The sequence below is a fragment of the Lacinutrix sp. genome (assembly GCF_037625555.1).
Taxonomy (GTDB): Bacteria; Bacteroidota; Bacteroidia; order Flavobacteriales; family Flavobacteriaceae; genus Lacinutrix.
Map to the genome: position 1 here is coordinate 1 of NZ_JASJHV010000139.1, position 20,559 is coordinate 20,559.

General features: G+C 30.8%; 22 protein-coding genes and 1 pseudogene. 11 read left to right on the forward strand and 12 right to left on the reverse strand.

What is annotated here, in order from left to right; genetic code table 11:
• Positions 1–306: pseudogene (locus tag QNK89_RS11340) on the reverse strand (biotin--[acetyl-CoA-carboxylase] ligase); the annotation flags it as partial.
• Positions 307–412: 106 nt separating this feature from the next.
• Between QNK89_RS11340 and rsfS the strand changes: the two are divergent.
• From rsfS to QNK89_RS11370, 6 genes are all read left to right on the forward strand, one after another.
• Positions 413–784: a ribosome silencing factor gene (gene rsfS, locus QNK89_RS11345; protein ID WP_340171280.1), complete on the forward strand. Its 372-nt coding sequence runs from the start codon at positions 413–415 to the stop codon at positions 782–784.
• Positions 785–792: 8 nt separating this feature from the next.
• Complete coding sequence (gene ftsH, locus QNK89_RS11350) at positions 793–2,796, forward strand: ATP-dependent zinc metalloprotease FtsH (RefSeq protein WP_340171282.1); 2,004 nt, start codon at positions 793–795, stop codon at positions 2,794–2,796.
• A 110-nt stretch (positions 2,797–2,906) separates the two neighbouring features.
• Positions 2,907–3,512 (forward strand): LUD domain-containing protein, encoded by a 606-nt coding sequence (locus tag QNK89_RS11355; protein ID WP_340171284.1) that lies wholly within the window; start codon positions 2,907–2,909, stop codon positions 3,510–3,512.
• 3 nt (positions 3,513–3,515) lie between these two features.
• Positions 3,516–4,337 (forward strand): phosphatidate cytidylyltransferase, encoded by an 822-nt coding sequence (locus QNK89_RS11360; RefSeq protein WP_340171285.1) that lies wholly within the window; start codon positions 3,516–3,518, stop codon positions 4,335–4,337.
• Positions 4,327–4,977, forward strand: coding sequence for a phosphatidylserine decarboxylase family protein (locus QNK89_RS11365; RefSeq protein ID WP_340171286.1), 651 nt, complete (start codon positions 4,327–4,329; stop codon positions 4,975–4,977). Before QNK89_RS11360 ends, QNK89_RS11365 begins: the two co-directional genes overlap by 11 nt.
• Positions 4,978–5,244: an acyl-CoA-binding protein gene (locus QNK89_RS11370; RefSeq protein ID WP_340171287.1), complete on the forward strand. Its 267-nt coding sequence runs from the start codon at positions 4,978–4,980 to the stop codon at positions 5,242–5,244.
• Between the two features lie 370 nt (positions 5,245–5,614).
• Here the strand turns inward: QNK89_RS11370 and pafA are convergent, their stop codons facing one another.
• On the reverse strand, positions 5,615–7,276 hold the full coding sequence (gene pafA, locus QNK89_RS11375; RefSeq protein ID WP_340171288.1) for an alkaline phosphatase PafA: 1,662 nt from the start codon (positions 7,274–7,276) through the stop codon (positions 5,615–5,617).
• Between the two features lie 169 nt (positions 7,277–7,445).
• Between pafA and QNK89_RS11380 the strand changes: the two genes are divergently transcribed.
• A complete protein-coding gene (locus QNK89_RS11380; RefSeq protein ID WP_340171289.1) occupies positions 7,446–8,183 on the forward strand; it encodes an ABC transporter permease in 738 nt (245 codons plus the stop codon).
• Positions 8,183–8,950: an ATP-binding cassette domain-containing protein gene (locus tag QNK89_RS11385; protein WP_340171290.1), complete on the forward strand. Its 768-nt coding sequence runs from the start codon at positions 8,183–8,185 to the stop codon at positions 8,948–8,950. The genes QNK89_RS11380 and QNK89_RS11385 overlap by 1 nt, the downstream gene beginning before the upstream one ends.
• Here the strand turns inward: QNK89_RS11385 and QNK89_RS11390 are convergent.
• The 3 genes from QNK89_RS11390 to QNK89_RS11400 are packed head-to-tail and all read right to left on the reverse strand — an operon-like array spanning position 8,947 to position 12,135.
• A complete protein-coding gene (locus QNK89_RS11390) occupies positions 8,947–10,446 on the reverse strand; it encodes a DUF389 domain-containing protein (protein WP_340171291.1) in 1,500 nt (499 codons plus the stop codon). The genes QNK89_RS11385 and QNK89_RS11390 overlap by 4 nt on opposite strands.
• A 3-nt stretch (positions 10,447–10,449) precedes the next feature.
• Positions 10,450–11,529 carry a mannose-1-phosphate guanylyltransferase gene (locus QNK89_RS11395; RefSeq protein ID WP_340171292.1) on the reverse strand — a complete coding sequence of 360 codons (1,080 nt, stop codon included), beginning with the start codon at positions 11,527–11,529 and terminating at the stop codon, positions 10,450–10,452.
• Between the two features lie 9 nt (positions 11,530–11,538).
• On the reverse strand, positions 11,539–12,135 hold the full coding sequence (locus QNK89_RS11400; RefSeq protein ID WP_340171293.1) for a SprT-like domain-containing protein: 597 nt from the start codon (positions 12,133–12,135) through the stop codon (positions 11,539–11,541).
• Positions 12,136–12,219: 84 nt separating this feature from the next.
• Here QNK89_RS11400 and QNK89_RS11405 point away from each other — a divergent pair, with 84 nt between their 5' ends.
• Positions 12,220–12,597, forward strand: a complete 378-nt coding sequence (locus tag QNK89_RS11405) for a hypothetical protein (RefSeq protein ID WP_340171294.1) — start codon at positions 12,220–12,222, stop codon at positions 12,595–12,597.
• Between the two features lie 370 nt (positions 12,598–12,967).
• On the opposite strand, the gene QNK89_RS11410 is transcribed toward QNK89_RS11405, so the two are convergent.
• From QNK89_RS11410 to rimO, 5 genes are all read right to left on the reverse strand, one after another.
• Positions 12,968–13,549, reverse strand: coding sequence for a fasciclin domain-containing protein (locus QNK89_RS11410; RefSeq protein ID WP_340171295.1), 582 nt, complete (start codon positions 13,547–13,549; stop codon positions 12,968–12,970).
• 230 nt (positions 13,550–13,779) lie between these two features.
• Positions 13,780–15,573 carry an arginine--tRNA ligase gene (argS, locus tag QNK89_RS11415; RefSeq protein WP_340171296.1) on the reverse strand — a complete coding sequence of 598 codons (1,794 nt, stop codon included), beginning with the start codon at positions 15,571–15,573 and terminating at the stop codon, positions 13,780–13,782.
• Between the two features lie 143 nt (positions 15,574–15,716).
• A complete protein-coding gene (locus QNK89_RS11420) occupies positions 15,717–16,649 on the reverse strand; it encodes an arginine deiminase-related protein (protein WP_340171297.1) in 933 nt (310 codons plus the stop codon).
• A gap of 49 nt (positions 16,650–16,698) precedes the next feature.
• Entirely contained in the window at positions 16,699–17,259 is a 561-nt protein-coding gene (locus tag QNK89_RS11425) for a thioredoxin family protein (RefSeq protein ID WP_340171298.1), read from the reverse strand.
• Between the two features lie 30 nt (positions 17,260–17,289).
• The gene (gene rimO / locus QNK89_RS11430) at positions 17,290–18,594 is read right to left on the reverse strand and encodes a 30S ribosomal protein S12 methylthiotransferase RimO (RefSeq protein WP_340171299.1); all 1,305 of its coding nucleotides are present in this window, start codon (positions 18,592–18,594) and stop codon (positions 17,290–17,292) included.
• Positions 18,595–18,703: 109 nt separating this feature from the next.
• On the opposite strand from rimO, the gene QNK89_RS11435 reads away from it, so the two are divergent.
• Positions 18,704–18,847, forward strand: a complete 144-nt coding sequence (locus QNK89_RS11435) for a hypothetical protein (protein ID WP_340171300.1) — start codon at positions 18,704–18,706, stop codon at positions 18,845–18,847.
• Between the two features lie 204 nt (positions 18,848–19,051).
• Positions 19,052–19,789, forward strand: a complete 738-nt coding sequence (locus tag QNK89_RS11440) for a serine hydrolase (RefSeq protein ID WP_340171303.1) — start codon at positions 19,052–19,054, stop codon at positions 19,787–19,789.
• Here the strand turns inward: QNK89_RS11440 and QNK89_RS11445 are convergent.
• Entirely contained in the window at positions 19,786–20,214 is a 429-nt protein-coding gene (locus tag QNK89_RS11445) for an SRPBCC domain-containing protein (protein WP_340171301.1), read from the reverse strand. The two genes, QNK89_RS11440 and QNK89_RS11445, sit on opposite strands and share 4 nt — an antisense overlap.
• A 24-nt stretch (positions 20,215–20,238) precedes the next feature.
• Complete coding sequence (locus QNK89_RS11450; RefSeq protein ID WP_340171302.1) at positions 20,239–20,484, reverse strand: hypothetical protein; 246 nt, start codon at positions 20,482–20,484, stop codon at positions 20,239–20,241.
• Between the last annotated feature and the right edge of the window lie 75 nt (positions 20,485–20,559).

Genomic DNA, 20,559 nt, shown 5'->3' on the forward strand with positions numbered 1-20,559 from the left:
AATGTCGTTAGGCCATTTAACAAATAAGTTAGGAACATTATAAAACTTTAATGTTTTGTGCAATGCAAGTGCAATTACAATACTTAAATAAAATTGATTAGAAAAAGAGAGCCCATTAAGTCTTTTAAACACACTAAAAGTAAGGTTTTCTCCTGTTTTAGCGTGCCAATGTTTACCCATTTGGCCACGTCCATTAGTTTGTTGTTTAGCAGTTACTACTGTATAATCCTCAAGCGTTTCTGTACTACTAATTTGTTTTAGAAAAGCATTTGTAGAATCGATGGCATCAAGTTTGATTATACGCATATAAATTGGTTATCTTCGTGGTTAAATTTTTATAACAAATCTTTATCATAATTTTAAAGTATAAAGAACCAAAAAATAATAACTTTGCACAAATTAAATCTTATTAATGGTTAAAAAACAAGTAAATTCAGATGCACTAATTACAACTATTATTAGTGGTATTGAAGATGTAAAAGGAAAAGACATAATTATTCTTGACTTAAGAGAAATTGATAATACAGTTTGCGATTATTTTATTATTTGTGAAGGTACATCAAACACACAAGTAAATGCCATTGTTGGTGCAATACACAAAAAAGTAAGCAAAGAACTTAAAGATAAGCCTTGGCATGTTGAAGGAGAAGACAATGCAGAGTGGATTTTAATGGACTATGTTAACGTTGTTGTTCATGTTTTCCAAAAACATATTCGCGAATATTATGATATTGAAAGTCTTTGGGGAGATGCCAAAACTACAATTATTGAATCTAAATCTTAAATCTATTCATGGCAGATAATAAAAAACCTGAAGTACAAAAAAAGCCTAAGTTTAATCCTTATTTGATTTCTGGTGCGCTTTTAGTTGCACTAATAGCTTTTCAACTTTTTGGAAGCAGTAGTGAAAATGATAATAAAAAAATAACACCAATAGAATTTTTTAAAATTCTTGAAGATGGTGACATAGAACGCTTTGATGTTGTTAAAAACACTGGATTTGTAAAAGTATACTTAACAAAAGATGCAGAGAGTTTAGACAAACATAAAAAATCTGTTTATACAGGTTTTAAATTAGGTTCTACAGCGATACCTAATTATGTCTTTCAATATGGTGATTTACAAAATTTTGAAAACACTTACATTGAAATAATTAAAAACAATAGCCTTAAGACTAAATATGATAATGATAGAGAAGAAAACCTCTTTGCAGACATATTATTAAGTCTATTACCATTTGTATTATTAATTGGCGTATGGATTTTTATAATGCGACGCATGTCTGGTGGAGCTGGTGGTGGAGCTGGTGGACAGATTTTTAATATTGGAAAATCCAAAGCAAAGCTTTTTGATGAAAATACAAAAGTAAAAACAACCTTTAAAGATGTTGCTGGATTAGAAGGTGCAAAAGAAGAAGTACAAGAAATTGTAGATTTCCTTAAAAACCCAGAAAAGTACACCTCTTTAGGTGGTAAAATACCAAAAGGAGCATTATTAGTTGGACCTCCTGGAACAGGTAAAACATTATTAGCAAAAGCTGTTGCTGGTGAAGCTAAAGTTCCGTTTTTCTCTTTGTCTGGTTCAGATTTTGTAGAAATGTTTGTAGGTGTTGGTGCGTCTCGTGTTAGAGATTTATTTAAACAAGCAAAAGAAAAATCTCCTGCTATTATTTTTATAGATGAAATAGACGCTATAGGAAGAGCTAGAGGTAAAAACGCTATGTCTGGAAGTAATGATGAGCGAGAAAACACCTTAAACCAGTTACTAACAGAAATGGATGGTTTTGGTACAAATACAAACGTTATTGTATTGGCAGCAACCAACAGAGCAGATATATTAGACAAAGCTCTAATGCGTGCTGGACGTTTTGATAGACAGATACATGTAGATTTACCTAATTTAACTGAAAGACGAGCTATTTTTGAAGTACACCTTAGACCTCTTAAAAAAGTTGAAGGCTTAGAAATAGACTTTTTAGCAAAACAAACACCTGGTTTTTCTGGTGCAGATATAGCAAACTTATGTAATGAAGCAGCTTTAATTGCAGCAAGAAACAATAAAAAAGCTGTAGATAAGCAAGACTTTTTAGACGCTGTAGATCGTATTATTGGAGGATTAGAAAAAAGAAGTAATTTATTTTCTGTTGAAGAGAAGAAAACAATAGCATACCACGAAGCAGGACACGCTACAGTAAGTTGGTTCTTGGAACATGCAGATCCGCTTGTAAAAGTAACTATTGTACCTCGTGGACGCTCTTTAGGTGCTGCTTGGTATTTACCTCAAGAAGCTTATATTACCAGAACGAATAAGTTTTTAGACGAAATCTGTGTAACTATGGGTGGACGTGCAGCAGAAAGAATAATTTTTAATGAAATTTCTACAGGAGCATTAAGCGATTTAGAAAATGTAACCAAAAAAGCAAAAGCTATGGTTATGATTTATGGATTGAACGAAAAAGTAGGAAACATAACTTATTATGATCCTGCTGGAGAAAGTGGCTTTGTTAAACCTTACAGTGAGAAGACCGCTGAGCTTATTGATAATGAAATTAAAAATATTGTAGAAACTCAATATAAACGTGCTTTAGATTTATTAGAATCTAAACGAGATTTGTTAGATAAAATAGCAGCTAGACTTATAGAAAGAGAAGTTATTTTTAAAGATGATTTAGAAGAAATTTTAGGTAAACGCGCTTTTGAGAATATGGCAGAAAAACCTTCTGAAAAACTTTTAAACGATAAAAAAGAAGATACACAAGAAGAAGAAACACAAGAAGAAGAAACACAAGAAGAATAAATACCTAAACAATAAAATAGTCTTAAAAATCTCAAATTAACGCTTTAGTTAATTTGAGATTTTTTATATTTGTTAAATACGTTAAAGATATCGGTTAATAGCAACAAATAATGAGCATCTTTAAAAAACTCTTTCGTTATAAGTCTAATAAAGAAACAAAAGAGACTAGTTACGACAATGCAGGTAAATACATGCCTCAAATTAAATTACCAATAGACGAAAGTTTCACAATAAACTTTAAATCTAATGGTGGTAAGTTCTTGTATTGCGAAAATTTAGAAGAAGTTTTTGAAAATGTAAATCATATTTTTGAAGAAAATAACTGGACAGAAAAACTAGGTTATTTTTATGACAAAAACTTAGAAGAACGTTTTAAAAGCATGAACCTTCAAACCGGCTCTTTAAATGAAGCAACGTATTTCTTTTCTACTTGCGAGAATTTAATATCAAATGACGGCTCTCTTCTTATTTCATCTCATCAAATTGCAGAAAAAAAATTAGCAGAATTTCCAAATAATTTTATTGTATTTGCAACAACAAGCCAATTAGTTAATACTATTGGAGAAGGCTTACGCCAAATTAAAAATAAGAATACAGAAAAAATCCCTACCAATATTACTACAATTAAACACTTTAAAGATCTTGACGAAAAAGACTTTTTAACCTATGGTAGTGCTTCTAAAAACTTATATTTGTTGCTTCTTGAAGATTTATAATTAATGAAAGAAACTACAACAAGAGCACTTTCAGGCATCCTCTATGTATCGTTGCTTGTTGCATCTTTATTAAACCAGCATGCATTAATCATATTATTTTTTGTATTCGGTATTATTTGTATTGCAGAATTTAAAAAACTAATAGGGCTAAAAAGTTTTGTTCCCTATTTTATTTTCACCGTCATATACTTTTTTTTTGGATATTGGCAACTAGTAATGAATTCTTCTAAAGGCCTAAATGAAGCAACACAAATCCTACAAGTCATTACTATATTTGTGCAACTACTATTAATTAAAGATTTATTTTCAGAGAAAGAAATCCCACTATTTAGCACAAAGCGTTTTATATTAACAACTTTCTATATTTCTAGTGCATTTGTATTTTTAATACTTATTGCAAATTTCGACAATGCGTTTTCACCAAAATTATTGTTAGGTTCGTTTATAATAGTTTGGGTAAATGATTCATTCGCCTTCTTGGTTGGTAAAAATTTTGGGAAACAAAAACTTTTTCCAAGTATATCTCCTAAAAAAACAGTTGAAGGCTTTCTTGGAGGTCTTTTATTTTCATGTATAGCAAGTTATTTTATTTGGGATTACACAAACACCTTAACATTTAATAATTGGTTAATTTTAGCTGTAATTATTAGTGTTATAGGTACTATTGGAGATTTAATAGAATCAAAATTTAAGCGTCAAGCAAATGTAAAAGATAGTGGTGTAATTATGCCAGGTCATGGTGGTTTATTAGACCGTTTTGATAGTATTATCTTTGCCGCTCCATTTATATATTTATTTTTAAGAATACTACACTATGTTTCATAAAGAAGGCCACAAAATCATTGTTATTACTTTTATAATTATTGTTGCGTTGTGCACAACAGTAGAGCACTTTATAGATATTGCGTGGCTTAAATATTTACTATTTGCTACGTTTGGTATTTTTCTATATTTAATTCTTCAATTTTTTAGAAACCCTAAAAGAAACACAACTAACAATAATAACCATGTCCTTTCTCCTGTAGATGGTAAGGTTGTTGTTATAGAAGAAGTGTTCGAAAAAGAATATTTTAAAGAAAAGAGATTACAGGTTAGTGTTTTTATGTCGCCTTTAAATGTGCATGTAACACGCTATCCTATTAATGGAAAAGTACTTTTTAGCAAAAATCATCCTGGTAAATATTTAGTCGCTTGGCACCCTAAAGCTAGTGAGGAAAATGAACGTACTACAGTTGTTGTAGAAAATACTACTTATGGAAAAGTTTTATACAGGCAAATTGCTGGAGCATTAGCAAAACGTATTGTTAATTATGCAAAAGAAGGAGACGATGCAACACAAGGCAGCGATTCTGGATTTATAAAGTTTGGTTCTCGTGTAGATTTATACTTACCTTTAAACACTAAGATTAAAGTAAAATTAAACGAAAAAGTAAAAGGAGGAGAAAGTATTATAGCCGAAAAATAAATGACTTCTGAAGAAATAGATATCACATTTTTAGAGTCTGTAGAGCGGATAAATGCTCATACAGAACCATTTCCTGCAGATTTCCTTCTTCGTTTATATGCTTATTATAAAAAAGCGTCCAATAACTACGAAAGACCAAGTAGTAGAACTCCTATAATTAACGCTTTTAAAACAAATGCACTTTTTCAAATACAAGGCATTACAGAGGACGAAGCTAAAGAAACCTATATTGAATTAGTAAATAATTACTTTTTATACAGAAAGTAATCTTAATCTAAAATCTAGTAATTTGGAAAATATTGAAAATCTAGTAAACCAAATATCTGTTTGCGGCATTATATTTTTTGTAATCGGCTTACTAACATATAAATTCCCTCCTAAACATATAAATGCATTATATGGTTACCGAACGAAAGCTTCTATGAAAGATCAAAAAAACAAGGGATTTTGCACAAACTTATTCTACAAAAAAAATGACAGTTATTGGATTAGTAATGACGCTTTTAAGCATCAATTTTATAGCATTCGATTTTTCAAGTAGCCTAACAGTTATTATTAGCCTAATAATAATTGTATTTAGTGTTCTATATCTTCTACTAAAGACTGAAAACGCAATCAGAGCAAAGTTTAAACAGTCTTAATCAATTACAAAATCTAAAACATTTCCGGTTGATCCATTTGGGAAACTAATTCCTAATAAAGCTGAAATTGTTGGTGCAATATCTGTGATTTTAGTTTTAGTTAATGTGCTTCCTTTTTTAATACCATTGCCATAAAACAACAAAGGAACATGAGTATCGAAATTTGAACCAGAACCATGAGTCGATCCTGTTTTGCTATAACTTATTACAGCTGGATCTTTAACCATTATTATATCTCCAGAACGTTTTTGATGATAACCGTTTTGTAATAAAGTTTCTATTCCTGAATGGAAAGCACCATTTTGCATTGTTTGAGATGAGTAAACTTTATCTATGTTTTTATAATTAATCACTTCATTTACAATTACATATTGCACATTTTCTAAATTTAAATTTAATTGTTTTAAGCGATTTTTATTCAAAAATATTTGATCGTTACTTATCTTTTCAACTAAATCTGAAGCTCTAAATTCTTCAAACAAAAAAGCATCTAATTGCACTTTAAATGCATCGTTATCGAAATATCCTGAAGGTATTTTTGCGCTTTGTAAATAAGAAGGAACATCTACAGCTCCATGGTCTGCGGTTAGAAATAAAGTGTATTGTCCTACTCCAACTTTTTCATCTAATACTTTAAATAAACGATCTAAATCTTTATCTAAACGAATATAAGTATCTTCTACTTCTTTTGAGTTTACTCCAAAATTATGACCAACATAATCTGGGCTAGAAAAACTAACAGTTAATACATCTGTAATACTATCTAACCCTAACTCCTCTGCAATAATGGCTTGTATGGCAAAATCTGTAACAATACTATTTCCAAATGGTGTTGCTTTAATAATATCGAATCCTCTATTTTTATCTTTTAATGTCGCTAAATCGTATGGAAATATTGCTTGCTCTTTTCCCTTAAAACCACCTTCAAAAGTATTTAAGTCACTACCACTCTCAGTATATGTATTAATATCGTATAGTGTATTCCATTCTCTTAAATAACTTTCTGCAGCATTTGAAACATTAAAATCTTGAACCCATTTTGGTAAATTATCCATGTAGTATGAAGAAGTAATAAAATTACCTTCATCTCTACCTCTAAACCAATAAGCGGCATTTGCAGAATGTCCTGCAGGTAAAATAGCTCCACGATCTTTAATAGAAATCCCTATTGTTTTTCCTTTCATTTGGGTAAATAACCTATTCTCGTCAGCAAAAGTTGTAGTCTTCATTCTATATGGAGACATGCGTTCTGATTTTGAAGCACTTCCAACTGGTACAACACTAGAATCTCCTGCACAATACACATCTTCCTTATTAAACTTATCGTACCAATAATTAGCAATAATACCATGATTTTTTGGAGAAGTTCCTGTAAATATTGATGCGTGACCTGGTCCTGTATAGGTTGGCACATAGTTGTAATGGTTATTTTTACAATTATAGCCATCGTTTATTAAACGCTTAAAACCACCATTACCATATTTAGAATAAAACCTAGTTAAATAATCGTATCGCATTTGGTCTACAACTATACCAACTACTAACTTTGGTGTAGCATTTAAAACAGTTTCAGTTTGCGTTTTAGTTTCACTTATATTATTCTGGGCGTTGCAATTTAAAAGCAAGAACCCTAGAACTAGGCTTAATAAAAATCTCATATAATGTTCATTTTGTTTTTCAGTTCAAAAATAAACTATTTTAAATATCTCAATGAATTCAATTGAAAAATATCGCTAATACATAGTAGATTTTTATACTTTAGCATTGTAATTACTATTACAGTTTTAAATCTTAATTTTTTTAGACTAAACCGTATCTAATCATAATATGCAGTATCTACATAATATTGGCACATACTTTTTAATGATTATAGAAATGTTTCGTAAACCTACGAAATGGTCTGTAATGAAAGAACTTATACTTAAAGACATAGACGATTTAATTATTGGTTCTCTTGGTATAGTTGCTTTTATAGCTTTTTTTGTTGGTGGTGTTGTTACTATACAAACGGCTTTAAATATTGACAGTCCATTAATTCCCAAAGAATTAATAGGATTTGCAACTAGACAATCTATTTTATTAGAATTTGCACCTACTTTTATGTCTATTATTATGGCAGGAAAAGTAGGCTCTTTTATAACATCTAGCATAGGCACTATGCGTGTTACAGAGCAAATTGATGCACTAGAAGTTATGGGTATTAACTCTATAAATTATCTGGTTTTTCCAAAGTTAATTGCAATGGCATTTTATCCATTTGTTATATCTATAGCCATGTTTTTAGGTGTTATTGGTGGATTAATGGCTTGTATTTATGGAGGTTATGCATCTGCAGATGATTTTATTACAGGAATTCAACAAGAGTTTGAGCCTTTTCATATTGTATATGCTTTTATAAAAACATTTTTGTTTGCTTTTGTTTTAGCTACAATTCCATCATTTCATGGATACTATATGAAAGGTGGAGCACTAGAAGTTGGTGAAGCAAGTACAACATCTTTTGTCTGGACTAGTGTAACTATTATCCTTTTAAACTATTTAGCAACTCAATTATTACTAAGCTAATGATAGAAGTAAAAAATTTACATAAATCTTTTGGTGAAGCTCATATTTTAAAAGGGATTAGCCAGACTTTTCATCAAGGAAAAACCAATCTCATTATTGGGCAAAGTGGTTCTGGAAAATCTGTGTTTTTAAAATGCTTACTTGGTTTGTATGATTACGAAGAAGGTAACATAGAATATAATGGTGAGGTTTTCGCAAATTTAAGTGAAGATAAAAAAAGAGACATGCGTGCAAAAATTGGTATGGTGTTTCAAGGTAGCGCACTATTCGACTCGTTAACCATTGAAGAAAACGTAATGTTTCCATTACGTATGTTTACTAAGCTTTCAAAAGACGAAATGCGTGATCGTGCAAATATTGTATTAAAGCGTGTTAACCTTGAAGATGCTCATAAAAAAATGCCTAGTGAAGCTTCTGGTGGTATGCAAAAACGTGTTGCAATTGCGAGAGCTATAGTAAATAATCCTAAATATTTGTTTTGCGATGAACCTAACTCTGGTTTAGATCCTAAAACAGCAATAGTAATAGATAATTTAATACACGAAATTACAGAAGAATACAAAATTACTACTGTAATTAATACACACGACATGAATTCTGTAATGGAAATTGGTGACAGTATTATGTTTCTAAAAGACGGATTAAAAGCATGGGAAGGTACTAAAGACGACATCTTTAGAACAGATAACGAAGTCGTAACAGACTTTGTATACTCTTCAAATTTATTTAAAAAAGTTAGAGAAGCTATATTGAAAGAAAATAATTAATTAATTACCTCAATTCTTAAAGTATCTAACTTAAGCTTGTACTTTAACCAAGACTCTAATTTTTTCTCTTGAATTCTATTTAAGTTATCATTAGAGCTTGTTGGTTTCCATTTAATACTAAAAACGCTAACTGTATCTATACTTGAAAAATTAGAATTTAGTCTAGAGGCATAACCAAAAGCATCAAGGTTTTCGTAATTAAGTCTAACTTCTTCACTTAAAGTTTCGAATGGTATTTGATTACGTTCTAGTTTAGCTAACTTTCTAACACGATCTTCTAAGAATATTATTTTTTCATTTTGAGACATGAGTTCTAGAGAATCTCTAGACCTTAATTCTTCCATATATTCCAAATTATTAATCACTCTATTTTTAGTTTGATTAATAAGTAGTTTGGTCGTTCCTTCTAAAGCGGAATAAGCTGCCATACGCGATTCTAGAACTAATTTTGTGTCCTCTGATATGATATCAGCACCGAAAGTGGTTAACTCAATTTTAGAAACTCCATCTGGATTATATTTTGGTTCTGCATATTTTTCAATATAATTTGCATTAGGCAGTGCTTTTAATTCTGTATTTATAAATTTTTTGGCATCGGCTTCAAACTGGCTTTCTTTAAGCACACTTAAAAACGTCATAACTGCAGGAATCATAACAATAACTGCTAATAAAGATGCAAATTGTGCAATACGCTTACGCTTAGCAGAGTTTGCGTATTTAAGCATTGGAAAACGCAAAATTTTCAACACTAAAAATGTAGCTAATGCTATAAAAATAGTGTTAATAGTAAATAAATATAAAGCGCCTCTAAAAAACACCCAATTACCTTTTGCTAAACCGTAGCCAGCTGTACATAAAGGTGGCATTAATGCAGTAGCAATTGCTACACCAAAAATAACAGAAGCTATAGTTCCTTTTTTTGTTCGAGCAATTATTAATGCTAAACCTCCAAAAAAGGCAATTAAAACATCTCGAATATCTGGTTGTGTTCTACCTAAAAGCTCAGAAGTGTCTTCGCTTAAAGGAAATAACCAAAAAAACAAAAATGCGGTTAGTAAACTTAACACAATCATAGTTGCTAAGTTTATTAATGAGCGTTTAAGTGTGTCTATATCGTTAATTGCAATAGCTAGACCTATACCTAAAATAGGTCCCATTAATGGCGAAATTAACATGGCACCAATTACAACTGCTGGAGAATCTGCATTTAAACCTACAGAGGCTACAAAAATAGAACAGATTAAAATCCATGCCGTTGCGCCTTTAAAAGGAATATCTGCTTTTATAGCATCTATTGTTGCATCTCTATCTGTATCGTCTCTAAAGTCAAGCAGCTCGTTAAAAAACAACTTTATACTTTGAAAAAAAGTTTTCGCTTCTTTTATTATGGTGTCTTTAGACTGTTGTACTGCTTCGTCCTTTTTAGCTGCATTAGCTTTAGACGCTTCATTTTTTGCTGATTCCTCTGCAAAATTAAATTTACTTTCGTCGCTCATAAATTATCCTAAATGTTCTCCAAACTGGTCTTTAACTTTTTGAAGTACTTTTTTAATATCTTGTTCTTTTGCCTTTGGAAAGATAAGCAAAACATCTTCTTTATCTACAATTATATAATCTTGTAATCCATCGACAACAACAACTTTGTTTGCTTTTGTTCTAATCATGTTACCAGAAGCATCTTCGCTTAAAACTTGCGAATTTACAATGGCATTATCATTATTATCTTTATCCAATTTGTCGTATAGGCTTCCCCAAGTTCCTAGATCATTCCAATCGAAAGTTGCAGGTAGTACAAATACATTTTTAGATTTTTCCATAAGCGCATAATCAACCGAAATGTTTTCGGCTTTACTATAATTATCTCTTATAAAATCGTCTTCAAAATCTGTATTATATGTATCTATTCCGCTTTCAAAAAGAGCAAATAATTCTGGCTGATTATTTTTATAAGCTTCCACTACACTTTTAGCACTCCACATAAAAATACCTGCATTCCATAGAAAATTTCCTTGCGAAATAAAACTTTTTGCTGTTTTATAATCTGGTTTTTCGCGAAATTGATTTACGGATTTTATATTATTATTTGAAATCTTGTCGTATTCTATATAACCATAACCTGTGTTAGGGAATGTAGATGTAATACCTAATGTCATTAAAGCATTATTAGTCTCACAAAAATTAAAGGCTTGCTTTACATTGCTTGCAAAAGCAGCTTCATCTTCAATCCAATGGTCGCTTGGTGCAACAATCATAACTGCATCTTTGTTTTCTTTCTGTATTTTTAAAGAAGCATATAAAATACAAGGTGCAGTATTACGCATTGCTGGTTCTAAAACCACTTGCCTTTTTGTTACTTCTGGAAGCTGCTGGAAAACCAGGTCGTTATATAACTCATTAGTTAAAATAAAAATATTCTCTTTAGGTATTATTGTTGCCAAACGATTAAACGTTTTTTGTATAAGTGTGTCTCCAGTTCCTAACATATCGTGAAACTGCTTTGGAAACTCTTTTGTGCTTAAAGGCCAAAATCTTGAACCTACTCCTCCAGCCATTAAAATGGCATAATAATTTTTATTCATAATTTTTCTTTATTCAAGAATATCTATTTCTGCATTAGGATTGAAAAGATACACTTTTCCTGTACTAATTTCAACACATTCAAAACGTTTTACACGTTTTACGCCTTTTTTAAAAATCTTTTTATTTCTGAATTTAAAAACAGTTCCTAAAGGCACTTCAAAAATATAAGTGCTATTTGTATTAACATCAAACTGTTTTAAAGCATAAGCTAAATTAGAATCTGTATCACTACTAGCTTTAGGATTTTTAAAATGTTTAGCTAATAATGGCAATAAATCTAGCGGAAAAACTTCAGGATTTATAAATGATAACATTAAATGCTGAAACGTATATTTCCATTCTTTTCCATGCGGTTTTATTAACCTTCCATAGTTTTTATAAGCTTCAAAATGTGCTATTTCATGTATAAGTGTAATTAAAAAACGGTATTTATTAAGGTTATTATTTATTGTAATTTGGTGTTTCCCGTTTGGTAATTTTCTATAGTCACCATGCCTTGTTTTACGTTCGTTTTTTATTAAAACTAACAAATTATCATGTTCTAAAAGTTTTAAAACTTTTAGAACAGCTTGTTCTGGAATGTAGTTTTGAAGTGTGCTTTGCATTGTAACAAAAATAAGAGAAAGCTTTTTGAATTTATTCTTTTTTTCGTCTAACTTCGTTTAAGTATCCACTAAAACCTTTTTTTAATGACTAAAATTTTAAAACTTCTGCCATTTTTTTTAATTGTATTTGTTACAAATGCTAATGCACAAGGTTATTTTGAAGGCGAAATAAATTATGAAATAACATACGAATCTTTAAATGAAGAGATTCCAAAAAGCGTGTTTGAACAAGAAATGGGAGTCACTGCGAATGCTTACGTAAAAGAAGACCGTTACGCAATGATTTATTATGGAAAAGGAGAATTAGGATGGATGAAAGTCATTACCAGGTTAGATAAAGGTTTCTCTTATACCGAATATGAAAAATCTGATACCATAGTAAAAAAAGAACTTGGTCTAGAAAAGGAAGCATTAATTGAATACAAGAAGAATAGTGAAGACAAAAAAATGGTTTTTAACTAATTATGCGAATCGATAACAATAATTTACAAACCTTCTAGTACTGAAAAAATTTCTTACACTTTGCAAAGGCAAATACTACTATAACTCTAAGTATAAGCTAAATAAAAAACGATATGAGAAACATACAGATGGCTTTTCGAATTTATACATCAATGGCTCTGGAGCAATAAGCCTAAGAAATGAAATTGAATTTTCGCCTCTTCTTCTTGCTGTGCAAGAAGCTAAATCTATTGAGATAAAAAAATATCTAATACTATGTTTATTCCTAATACTGCAAAAAAAGTAGTTATTGAATAAAAAAAAATGCTTGAATCTTTACAATTCAAGCATTTACGAATATTAATAACTAACCAATAAAAAATTACTAATATTATGATTTAGGCATTACTACAGAATCTATAGCGTGTATAGTACCATTAGATGCTTTAACATCTGCTATTACTACTGTAGACTTGTTACCATTTGCATCTTGCAACATTACTTTACCATCTACTACCATTATACTTAGCTCTTCGCCTTGTACTGTTTTTACAACAAATGTTCCGTTGTTATCTTTTACTGCTTGTATTACAGATGCAGCATCAAAATTTCCAGAAACAACGTGGTATGTTAGTATAGAAGTTAATTTACCTTTATTTTCTGCTTCTAATAAAGTTGGTACTGTTCCTTCTGGTAAAGCACCAAAAGCATCGTTTGTTGGAGCAAATACAGTAAATGGTCCTTCGCTACTTAATGTGTCTACAAGATCTGCGGCCTTTACTGCAGCTACAAGTGTAGAGAAATTTTCGTTTCCTGCTGCAACACCTACAATATTAGGTATATCTTGCACTTCTTCTACTTTTTGTGCAACTTCTTTTGTTACAGTTTCAACTTCTTTTTGTTCTTCTTTACAAGATGTAAATCCTACAAGACCTACAATTGCAAAAGCCAATAATACATTTTTAGTTTTCATAATTAATTTTTTAGTTTCCACAAAGATAGAGACGAAGTTTGTTAAAACTCTTAAATTTTGTTTAAAGTTTAGTTAAAATTCTTTAACAAAATTAACAAACCTAGAAAAAAGGAAGAAAGCTAGGCTATTTGACTTTTTCAAAATTTTAAGCTAACTTCGTTAACGAAACATGAAAAAATCCTAAAACTAATTCTATGTTTTAGGATTTTTATAATTTATTGTAGAATCTATTACATACGTTCTGGCACAACAATACCTAATAATTTAAAGGAGTTTTTAATAGTATTACCAACTGATTGAGACAACTGTACTCTAAAGACTATAGAGTTTTTATCTTCGTTACCCATTACTATTGGTAAGTTTTGAAAAAACGAATTGTAATCTTTCACCAAATCGTAAGTAAAATTAGCTATTAGAGCTGGACTATGGTTTGTTGCTGCATTTTGTATCACCTCTGGAAACAATTGCAATTGTTTTAATAAGGTTTTTTCTTTTTCATGAAGGATTAGCGTACTTGGCACATTGATACTGTTATCTGTTTTATTTACATTAGCTTTACGTAATATAGATTGTATTCTTGCGTAAGTATATTGTATAAATGGTCCTGTGTTTCCTTGAAAATCTATAGATTCTTTAGGATCGAAAAGAATACGTCTTTTTGGGTCTACTTTTAAAATGTAATATTTTAGAGCACCTAAACCTATGGTTTTATAAAGTTCACTTTTTTCTTGATCGTTATAACTATCAAGCTTTCCTAATTCTTCAGAGATTTCTTGGGCTGTAGTTGCCATATCTGCGATTAAGTCGTCTGCATCTACAACGGTTCCTTCTCTACTCTTCATTTTTCCGCTGGGTAAATCTACCATACCATAACTTAAATGAAATAAATTTTTTGCCCAATCGAATCCTAATTTTTTAAGTATTAAGAATAAGACCTGAAAATGATAATCTTGTTCATTTCCAACGGTATAAACCATACCACCAACATTTGGGAAATCTTTTGCTCGTTGTATTGCTGTGCCAATATCTTGCGTCATGTATACTGCAGTACCATCACTACGGAGTACTATTTTTTCGTCTAAACCATCTTCGGTTAAATCGCACCAAACAGAACCGTCTTCTTTTTTAAAGAACACTCCTGTTTTTAGACCTTCGTTTACAAATTCTTTTCCTAATAAATAGGTTTGACTTTCGTAATACAGTGTATCGAAATCTACACCTAAGTTTTTATAAGTAACATCGAAACCTTTATAAACCCATTGGTTCATGGTTTCCCAAAGCGCAATTACTTCTTTATCTCCAGCTTCCCATTTTTGAAGCATTTGTTGTGCTTCTAATAAAATTGGTGCTTCTTTTTTTGCTTCGTCTTGTGTTTTACCTTCAGCAATTAATGATGCTATTTCTTTTTTATATTCTTGATCGAATTTTACGTAATGATTACCTACTAACTTATCGCCTTTTAAACCTGTAGAATCTGGAGTTTCATTATTACCAAAACGTTGCCAAGCTAACATACTTTTACAAATATGAATACCTCTATCGTTAATAATTTGTGTTTTATAAACGGTCTTACCAGAAGCTTTAATAATCTCTGCAACACTATACCCAAGAAGGTTATTACGCACATGACCTAAGTGCAAAGGCTTGTTTGTATTTGGAGAAGAGTATTCTACCATTACAGCCTTATCGTTGGTTTTAGATTTTAAAATACCAAAGTTCTCATTTGCCTTAACTGTATTAAAGAAGTTGATATAATGTGCATCTACTATTTCAATATTTAAAAAGCCTTTTACAACATTAAATGCTTTTACTTCTTCTACGTTTTCTACTAAAAAATTACCAATAGATTCTCCTATTTGCAAAGGATTACCTTTTACTACACGCAACATTGGGAACATAACTACTGTAATATCTCCTGCAAACTCTTTACGTGTTGCTTGAAATTCTACAGTTTCTAAATTCGCTTTATAAACAGTCTTTACTGCTTGTTTTACTGCTTGTGTTAATACGACTTGAAGGCTCATTTTGGTTCTTATTTTAAAGCCACAAATATAGCATTAATTGCTATAAATTGGGATATAGTTTTAATTTCTCTATAAGAATTACAGACAAAAAAATAGGTAGTCCTTTGTATAGAACTACCTAAAATTAAAATATTATAGTTGTATTAAGCTTTTGGTAAAAAGACCTCAGCCATCATGCAACGTGCACTACCACCACCACAAGTTTCTACAGTTTCTAGAGAACTTGATAATATATCGCAATGGTCTTCTATTTTATTAATTTGTTCTTGTGTTAAAGAATCGAAAGCAGCTTGGCTCATAATTAAATACAACTTATCATCTTTCCCTTTTACTTGTAACATGTTACCAGCAAAGTTATTAACCTGTGCTTCTGTAATTTTTATAACCTCTTTACTATCTGCTGCTAGGTTTGAAAGTACGTTTTTACGTTCTTTTTTATCGTCTATACATTCTAGACAAATAACAGCAAATGTTTCTGCTAAACACATCATAACATTGGTATGGTATATTGCTTTACGTTTTCCGTCTACCGTTTGGTTTGCAGTAAATACAATTGGAGTATACTCGAAATCTTCGCAAAACTCAATAAATAAGCCTTCGTCTGCTCTTGACGATAATGCACAATATGCTTTTTGGTTTTGGCGATCTAACAGTAAACTACCTGTCCCTTCTAAAAACACACCTTCGTTTTCTGCTTCGGTATAATCTATTATGTTTTTAATTTTAAAACCTTCTTTTTCTAAACGCATAAACACTTCTTCTCTACGTTCTTTTCTTCTGTTTTCTGCAAACATAGGATACAAGCCTATATTTCCATTAGCATGAAAACTTACCCAATTGTTTGGGAAAATAGAATCTGGAGTGTCCATTAATTTATCGTCGTCTTCTACAATTACATTAATACCAACAGCTCTTAATTTCTCTACATAAGCATCAAACTCTTCTTGTGCTTTTGCGTTAATCTCAGTGTTTTTTATCTCTAAATCTTCCTGAAAGTAATTATTAATTGCTGTTTGTTCGTTCATTCGAAAGTGAACTGGACGAATCATTAATATCGTATTTGTAGTTTGCTGCATTTTTTTTACTTTTTCACAAAAGTAATTCAAATTTAGATAAATAATAACTTTATTTTACTTTCCACTTAATACCACAACCAACACTAGGTTTCTGGTTGTCTAGAGGCAATTCATTATTTAAAATAGCATCTATTGCTTTTCTTAAGTCTTCTCCAGAAACAGGAATACCATTTCCAGGTCTAGAATGATCTAACTGCCCATGATATGTTGCTTTTAAACTTGTATTAAAAACATAAAAATCTGGTGTGCAAGCTGCATCGTAAGCTTTAGCGACATCTTGAGATTCATCGTATAAATAAGGAAAAGGATAGTTTAAATCCGCTACCACTTGCTTCATTAATTCTGGGCGATCTTGAGGATAATTTTCAACATCGTTACTACTAATTGCAATAAAGCCTATACCTTTATTTTTATAAGCATTAGCCAGTTTTACCAGCTGTGCATTTACATGAATCACAAATGGACAATGATTACATATAAACATAATTACAGTACCTTTTTGTCCTTTAAGTCCTTGAAGTGTTACTGTTTTTTCTTTAACTACGTCTTGTAAAGCAAAATCTGGAGCTAGTGTTTCATTTTCGAAACTGTTAGATTCTGTTAATGCCATACTAATCTGTTTTTTTTTTAATATAAAGCGTTACTTAACAACTTCAGCATACAAATCGAAATCCGCAGCTTCAAATACTTTTACGGTTGCAAATTCACCTGTTTTTAAATAGGTTTTTGTAGCATCAATTAATACTTCGTTATCTACATCTGGTGAATCGAATTCTGTTCTACCAATAAAATATTCTCCTTCTTTTCTATCGATAACAACCTTAAATTCTTGTCCTATTTTTTCTTGATTTAACTCCCAAGAAATTTGAGATTGAATCTCCATAATTTCGTTTGCACGATCTTGCTTTACATCCTGTGGTACATCGTCAACTAAATTAAAAGCATGTGTATTTTCCTCGTGAGAATATGTAAAACACCCCAAACGTTCAAAACGCATCTCGCGAACCCATTCTCTAAGTTCTTCGAAATTTTCTTGTGTTTCTCCAGGATAGCCAACAATCAAGGTTGTACGTATTGTCATTTCTGGAACTTTAACCCTAAACTCTTTTAACAACTTTGTTGTTTTTTCGTGTGTAGTACCACGACGCATACTTTTTAAAAGCTCATCGTTAATATGTTGTAACGGTATATCTAAATAATTACAAACTTTTGGCTCACGTTTCATAACATCTAACACATCCATTGGGAAACCTGTTGGAAATGCATAATGCAAACGTATCCATTCTATGCCTTCAACCTTTACAAGGTTCTCAAGTAACTCTGCAAGGTTTCGTTTTTTATATAAATCTAATCCGTAATACGTTAAATCTTGAGCAATAAGCACTAATTCTTTTACACCGTTTGCTGCAAGTTTTTCAGCCTCAATAACTAAATGCTCTATAGGCTTACTTTTATGTTTTCCACGCATTAATGGAATGGCACAAAAACTACAAGGTCTGTCGCAACCTTCTGCAATCTTAAGATAAGCATAATTTTTAGGAGTCGTAGTTAAACGCTCACCTATTAATTCATGCTTATAATCTGCGCCTAAAGCTTTTAACAATCCTGGCAATTCTGTTGTTCCAAAATACTGATCTACATTTGGTATTTCTTTTTGTAAATCTGGCTTATAGCGTTCCGAAAGACAACCTGTAACAAATACTTTATCTACATCTCCATCTTCCTTTTTTTGCATGTACTCCAAAATCGTATTCACACTCTCTTCTTTGGCATTATTAATAAAACCACAAGTATTAATTACAACAATATTTCCTTCTTCTTCATGCACAACCTCTTTACCACTGGCTTTTAGTTGTCCCATTAACACTTCGCTGTCGTAAACATTTTTACTACAACCTAATGTTATTACATTGATTTTGTTCTTCTTAAGTGACTTTGTACGCATATCTGAATTTTGGATTGCAAAGATACGTAATGAATTAGAAAATACGATTAATAGTAAAGTTTTAAACATTTTTTGTTTTCTTTAGAGTCTAAATTTAAAACCGTTGTTTATGTTCACTTTAAAACCAACTTCTTATTTTTTATTATTCCTATTGATTTTTACTTGTAGTAAAGATGAAACTACAACAATTAACGATGTGCAAAATCCAGAAGTAAACTCTATTTATTTTCCGCCTATAAACACATCAACTTAGTATACAACATCTATAAACGATTTAAATTGGAATATAGATGCATTACAATCGCTTTTAGATTTCTTAGAAGAAAAAAACACTAAAGGCTTTATAGTACCTCTTAATGGAAAAATTGTTTTAGAAAATTATTTTAATAATCATAATTCTAACTCTAGCTGGTATTGGGCAAGTACTGGTAAAACGCTTACGTCTTAAGTTGCAGGTATTGCACAAGACGAAGGTTTAATTACTATTGATAACAAAGTGTCTTCTTATTTAGGTACAGGATGGACAAATGCTCCATTAGAAAAAGAAAATTTAATTACTTGTAAAAATTTATTGTCTATGGATTCTGGTTTGGATGATAGTCTAGGAGATGCTGTTTCACCAGAAAACCTAGAATATTTGACAGATGCAGGTGAAAGATGGGTTTACCATAATGTATATGTAAAATTGCAAGATGTTATTGCAGAAGCTAGCAACCAGACTTGGACAAATTATTTTAACGCAAAATTGAAAGATAAAATAGGACTTTCTGGCAGTTGGATTATGTTAGATAATTTGAGTGTTTATTTTAGTAACACTAGAAGCATGGCTCGTTTTGGCCTACTAATTTCTGCAAAAGGAAAATGGGAAGATTTGCAAATAGTATCAGAGAATTTTTTAAATCAAGCTACCTCAACATCACAAGATATTAATGAAGCTTACAGCTATTTGTGGTGGCTAAATGTTAAAAACTCTTACTATTTACCACAAACTCAATTTGAGTTTAATGGCAGTTTAATTAGTAATGCTCCAAACGATATGTATGCTGCTCTTGGCAAAAATGATCAGAAAATATATATTATACCAAGTAGAAATTTGGTTATTGTAAGAATGGGAGAAGCTGCCGAAGATTCTAATTTTGCACTTTCTACCTTCGATAACGATTTATGGGAGAAAATTAATCTATTAATCGACTAATCTCGTTCTGGAAATGGTACGACAATTCCAGTTTCAAGATATTTTTTTAAAGCTTTTAATAATAATGCCCAACAATAGGAAGTGTTACGAAACTCATGATTATTGTTTTGCCAATCTTTATGAGTGAATTCTACTAATGTGCCATACTCATGCTCTTTTAATTCGAAACCAAAGGTTGTTGAGTTCCAATTTTCATCTGAGTTCGTCATTTTTAAATAGAATGAGTCGTTAGGTTTTACTTTTGAAACTTTACAAAACCAATTGTATTTGTCTGTGAAATTTAAGTTGTACTCAATTCCTAATTCTGGTTTCCCTGAAGAGTTTAATGTCCACCAATTGTTTAGATATTCTGGTTGCGAGATAGCATTGAAAACATTTTCTTTAGAGGTTTTGATTACTAGGTCGTGTTGGATGTTATGGCTCATGATTTAAACTATTTAAGAAAAAGTCTATTCGCAAAGAGTATTGTAATCATCTGTAATTTGAACAATATCATAATCTTGATAGAGTTCACCTTCAATATATGATGCAACGCTTTTACAATCTGAAAAATACTTTAAAACTTGATTATTAAAAGTCCTTAAATCTCCAATATTATTATTTATCAATGTTGCTATTTTCTCTCCTTTAAGCAAAAGAGCATGTTGTTTATATTTTTTAACATTAGGAGAGTTATTTTTATCATAGCCATTCATTTGTAATGATCAAGTCATAACATATAGTTTAGTTTTGCCATTATCTATCAATTTGAATAATGCCTTTTTTTTTCT

Coding starts and splice junctions, on each gene's coding strand:
- QNK89_RS11410 (WP_340171295.1), bottom strand. CDS start 13,549: ATGAAAACTAAAAATGTATTATTGGCTTTTGCAATTGTAGGTCTTGTA.
- QNK89_RS11355 (WP_340171284.1), top strand. CDS start 2,907: ATGAGCATCTTTAAAAAACTCTTTCGTTATAAGTCTAATAAAGAAACA.
- QNK89_RS11405 (WP_340171294.1), top strand. CDS start 12,220: ATGACTAAAATTTTAAAACTTCTGCCATTTTTTTTAATTGTATTTGTT.
- QNK89_RS11450 (WP_340171302.1), bottom strand. CDS start 20,484: ATGAATGGCTATGATAAAAATAACTCTCCTAATGTTAAAAAATATAAA.
- QNK89_RS11390 (WP_340171291.1), bottom strand. CDS start 10,446: ATGAGCGACGAAAGTAAATTTAATTTTGCAGAGGAATCAGCAAAAAAT.
- argS (WP_340171296.1), bottom strand. CDS start 15,573: ATGAGCCTTCAAGTCGTATTAACACAAGCAGTAAAACAAGCAGTAAAG.
- QNK89_RS11425 (WP_340171298.1), bottom strand. CDS start 17,259: ATGGCATTAACAGAATCTAACAGTTTCGAAAATGAAACACTAGCTCCA.
- QNK89_RS11360 (WP_340171285.1), top strand. CDS start 3,516: ATGAAAGAAACTACAACAAGAGCACTTTCAGGCATCCTCTATGTATCG.
- QNK89_RS11365 (WP_340171286.1), top strand. CDS start 4,327: ATGTTTCATAAAGAAGGCCACAAAATCATTGTTATTACTTTTATAATT.
- rsfS (WP_340171280.1), top strand. CDS start 413: ATGGTTAAAAAACAAGTAAATTCAGATGCACTAATTACAACTATTATT.
- ftsH (WP_340171282.1), top strand. CDS start 793: ATGGCAGATAATAAAAAACCTGAAGTACAAAAAAAGCCTAAGTTTAAT.
- QNK89_RS11370 (WP_340171287.1), top strand. CDS start 4,978: ATGACTTCTGAAGAAATAGATATCACATTTTTAGAGTCTGTAGAGCGG.
- QNK89_RS11400 (WP_340171293.1), bottom strand. CDS start 12,135: ATGCAAAGCACACTTCAAAACTACATTCCAGAACAAGCTGTTCTAAAA.
- QNK89_RS11445 (WP_340171301.1), bottom strand. CDS start 20,214: ATGAGCCATAACATCCAACACGACCTAGTAATCAAAACCTCTAAAGAA.
- rimO (WP_340171299.1), bottom strand. CDS start 18,594: ATGCGTACAAAGTCACTTAAGAAGAACAAAATCAATGTAATAACATTA.
- QNK89_RS11435 (WP_340171300.1), top strand. CDS start 18,704: ATGTTCACTTTAAAACCAACTTCTTATTTTTTATTATTCCTATTGATT.
- pafA (WP_340171288.1), bottom strand. CDS start 7,276: ATGAGATTTTTATTAAGCCTAGTTCTAGGGTTCTTGCTTTTAAATTGC.
- QNK89_RS11380 (WP_340171289.1), top strand. CDS start 7,446: ATGCAGTATCTACATAATATTGGCACATACTTTTTAATGATTATAGAA.
- QNK89_RS11395 (WP_340171292.1), bottom strand. CDS start 11,529: ATGAATAAAAATTATTATGCCATTTTAATGGCTGGAGGAGTAGGTTCA.
- QNK89_RS11385 (WP_340171290.1), top strand. CDS start 8,183: ATGATAGAAGTAAAAAATTTACATAAATCTTTTGGTGAAGCTCATATT.
- QNK89_RS11420 (WP_340171297.1), bottom strand. CDS start 16,649: ATGCAGCAAACTACAAATACGATATTAATGATTCGTCCAGTTCACTTT.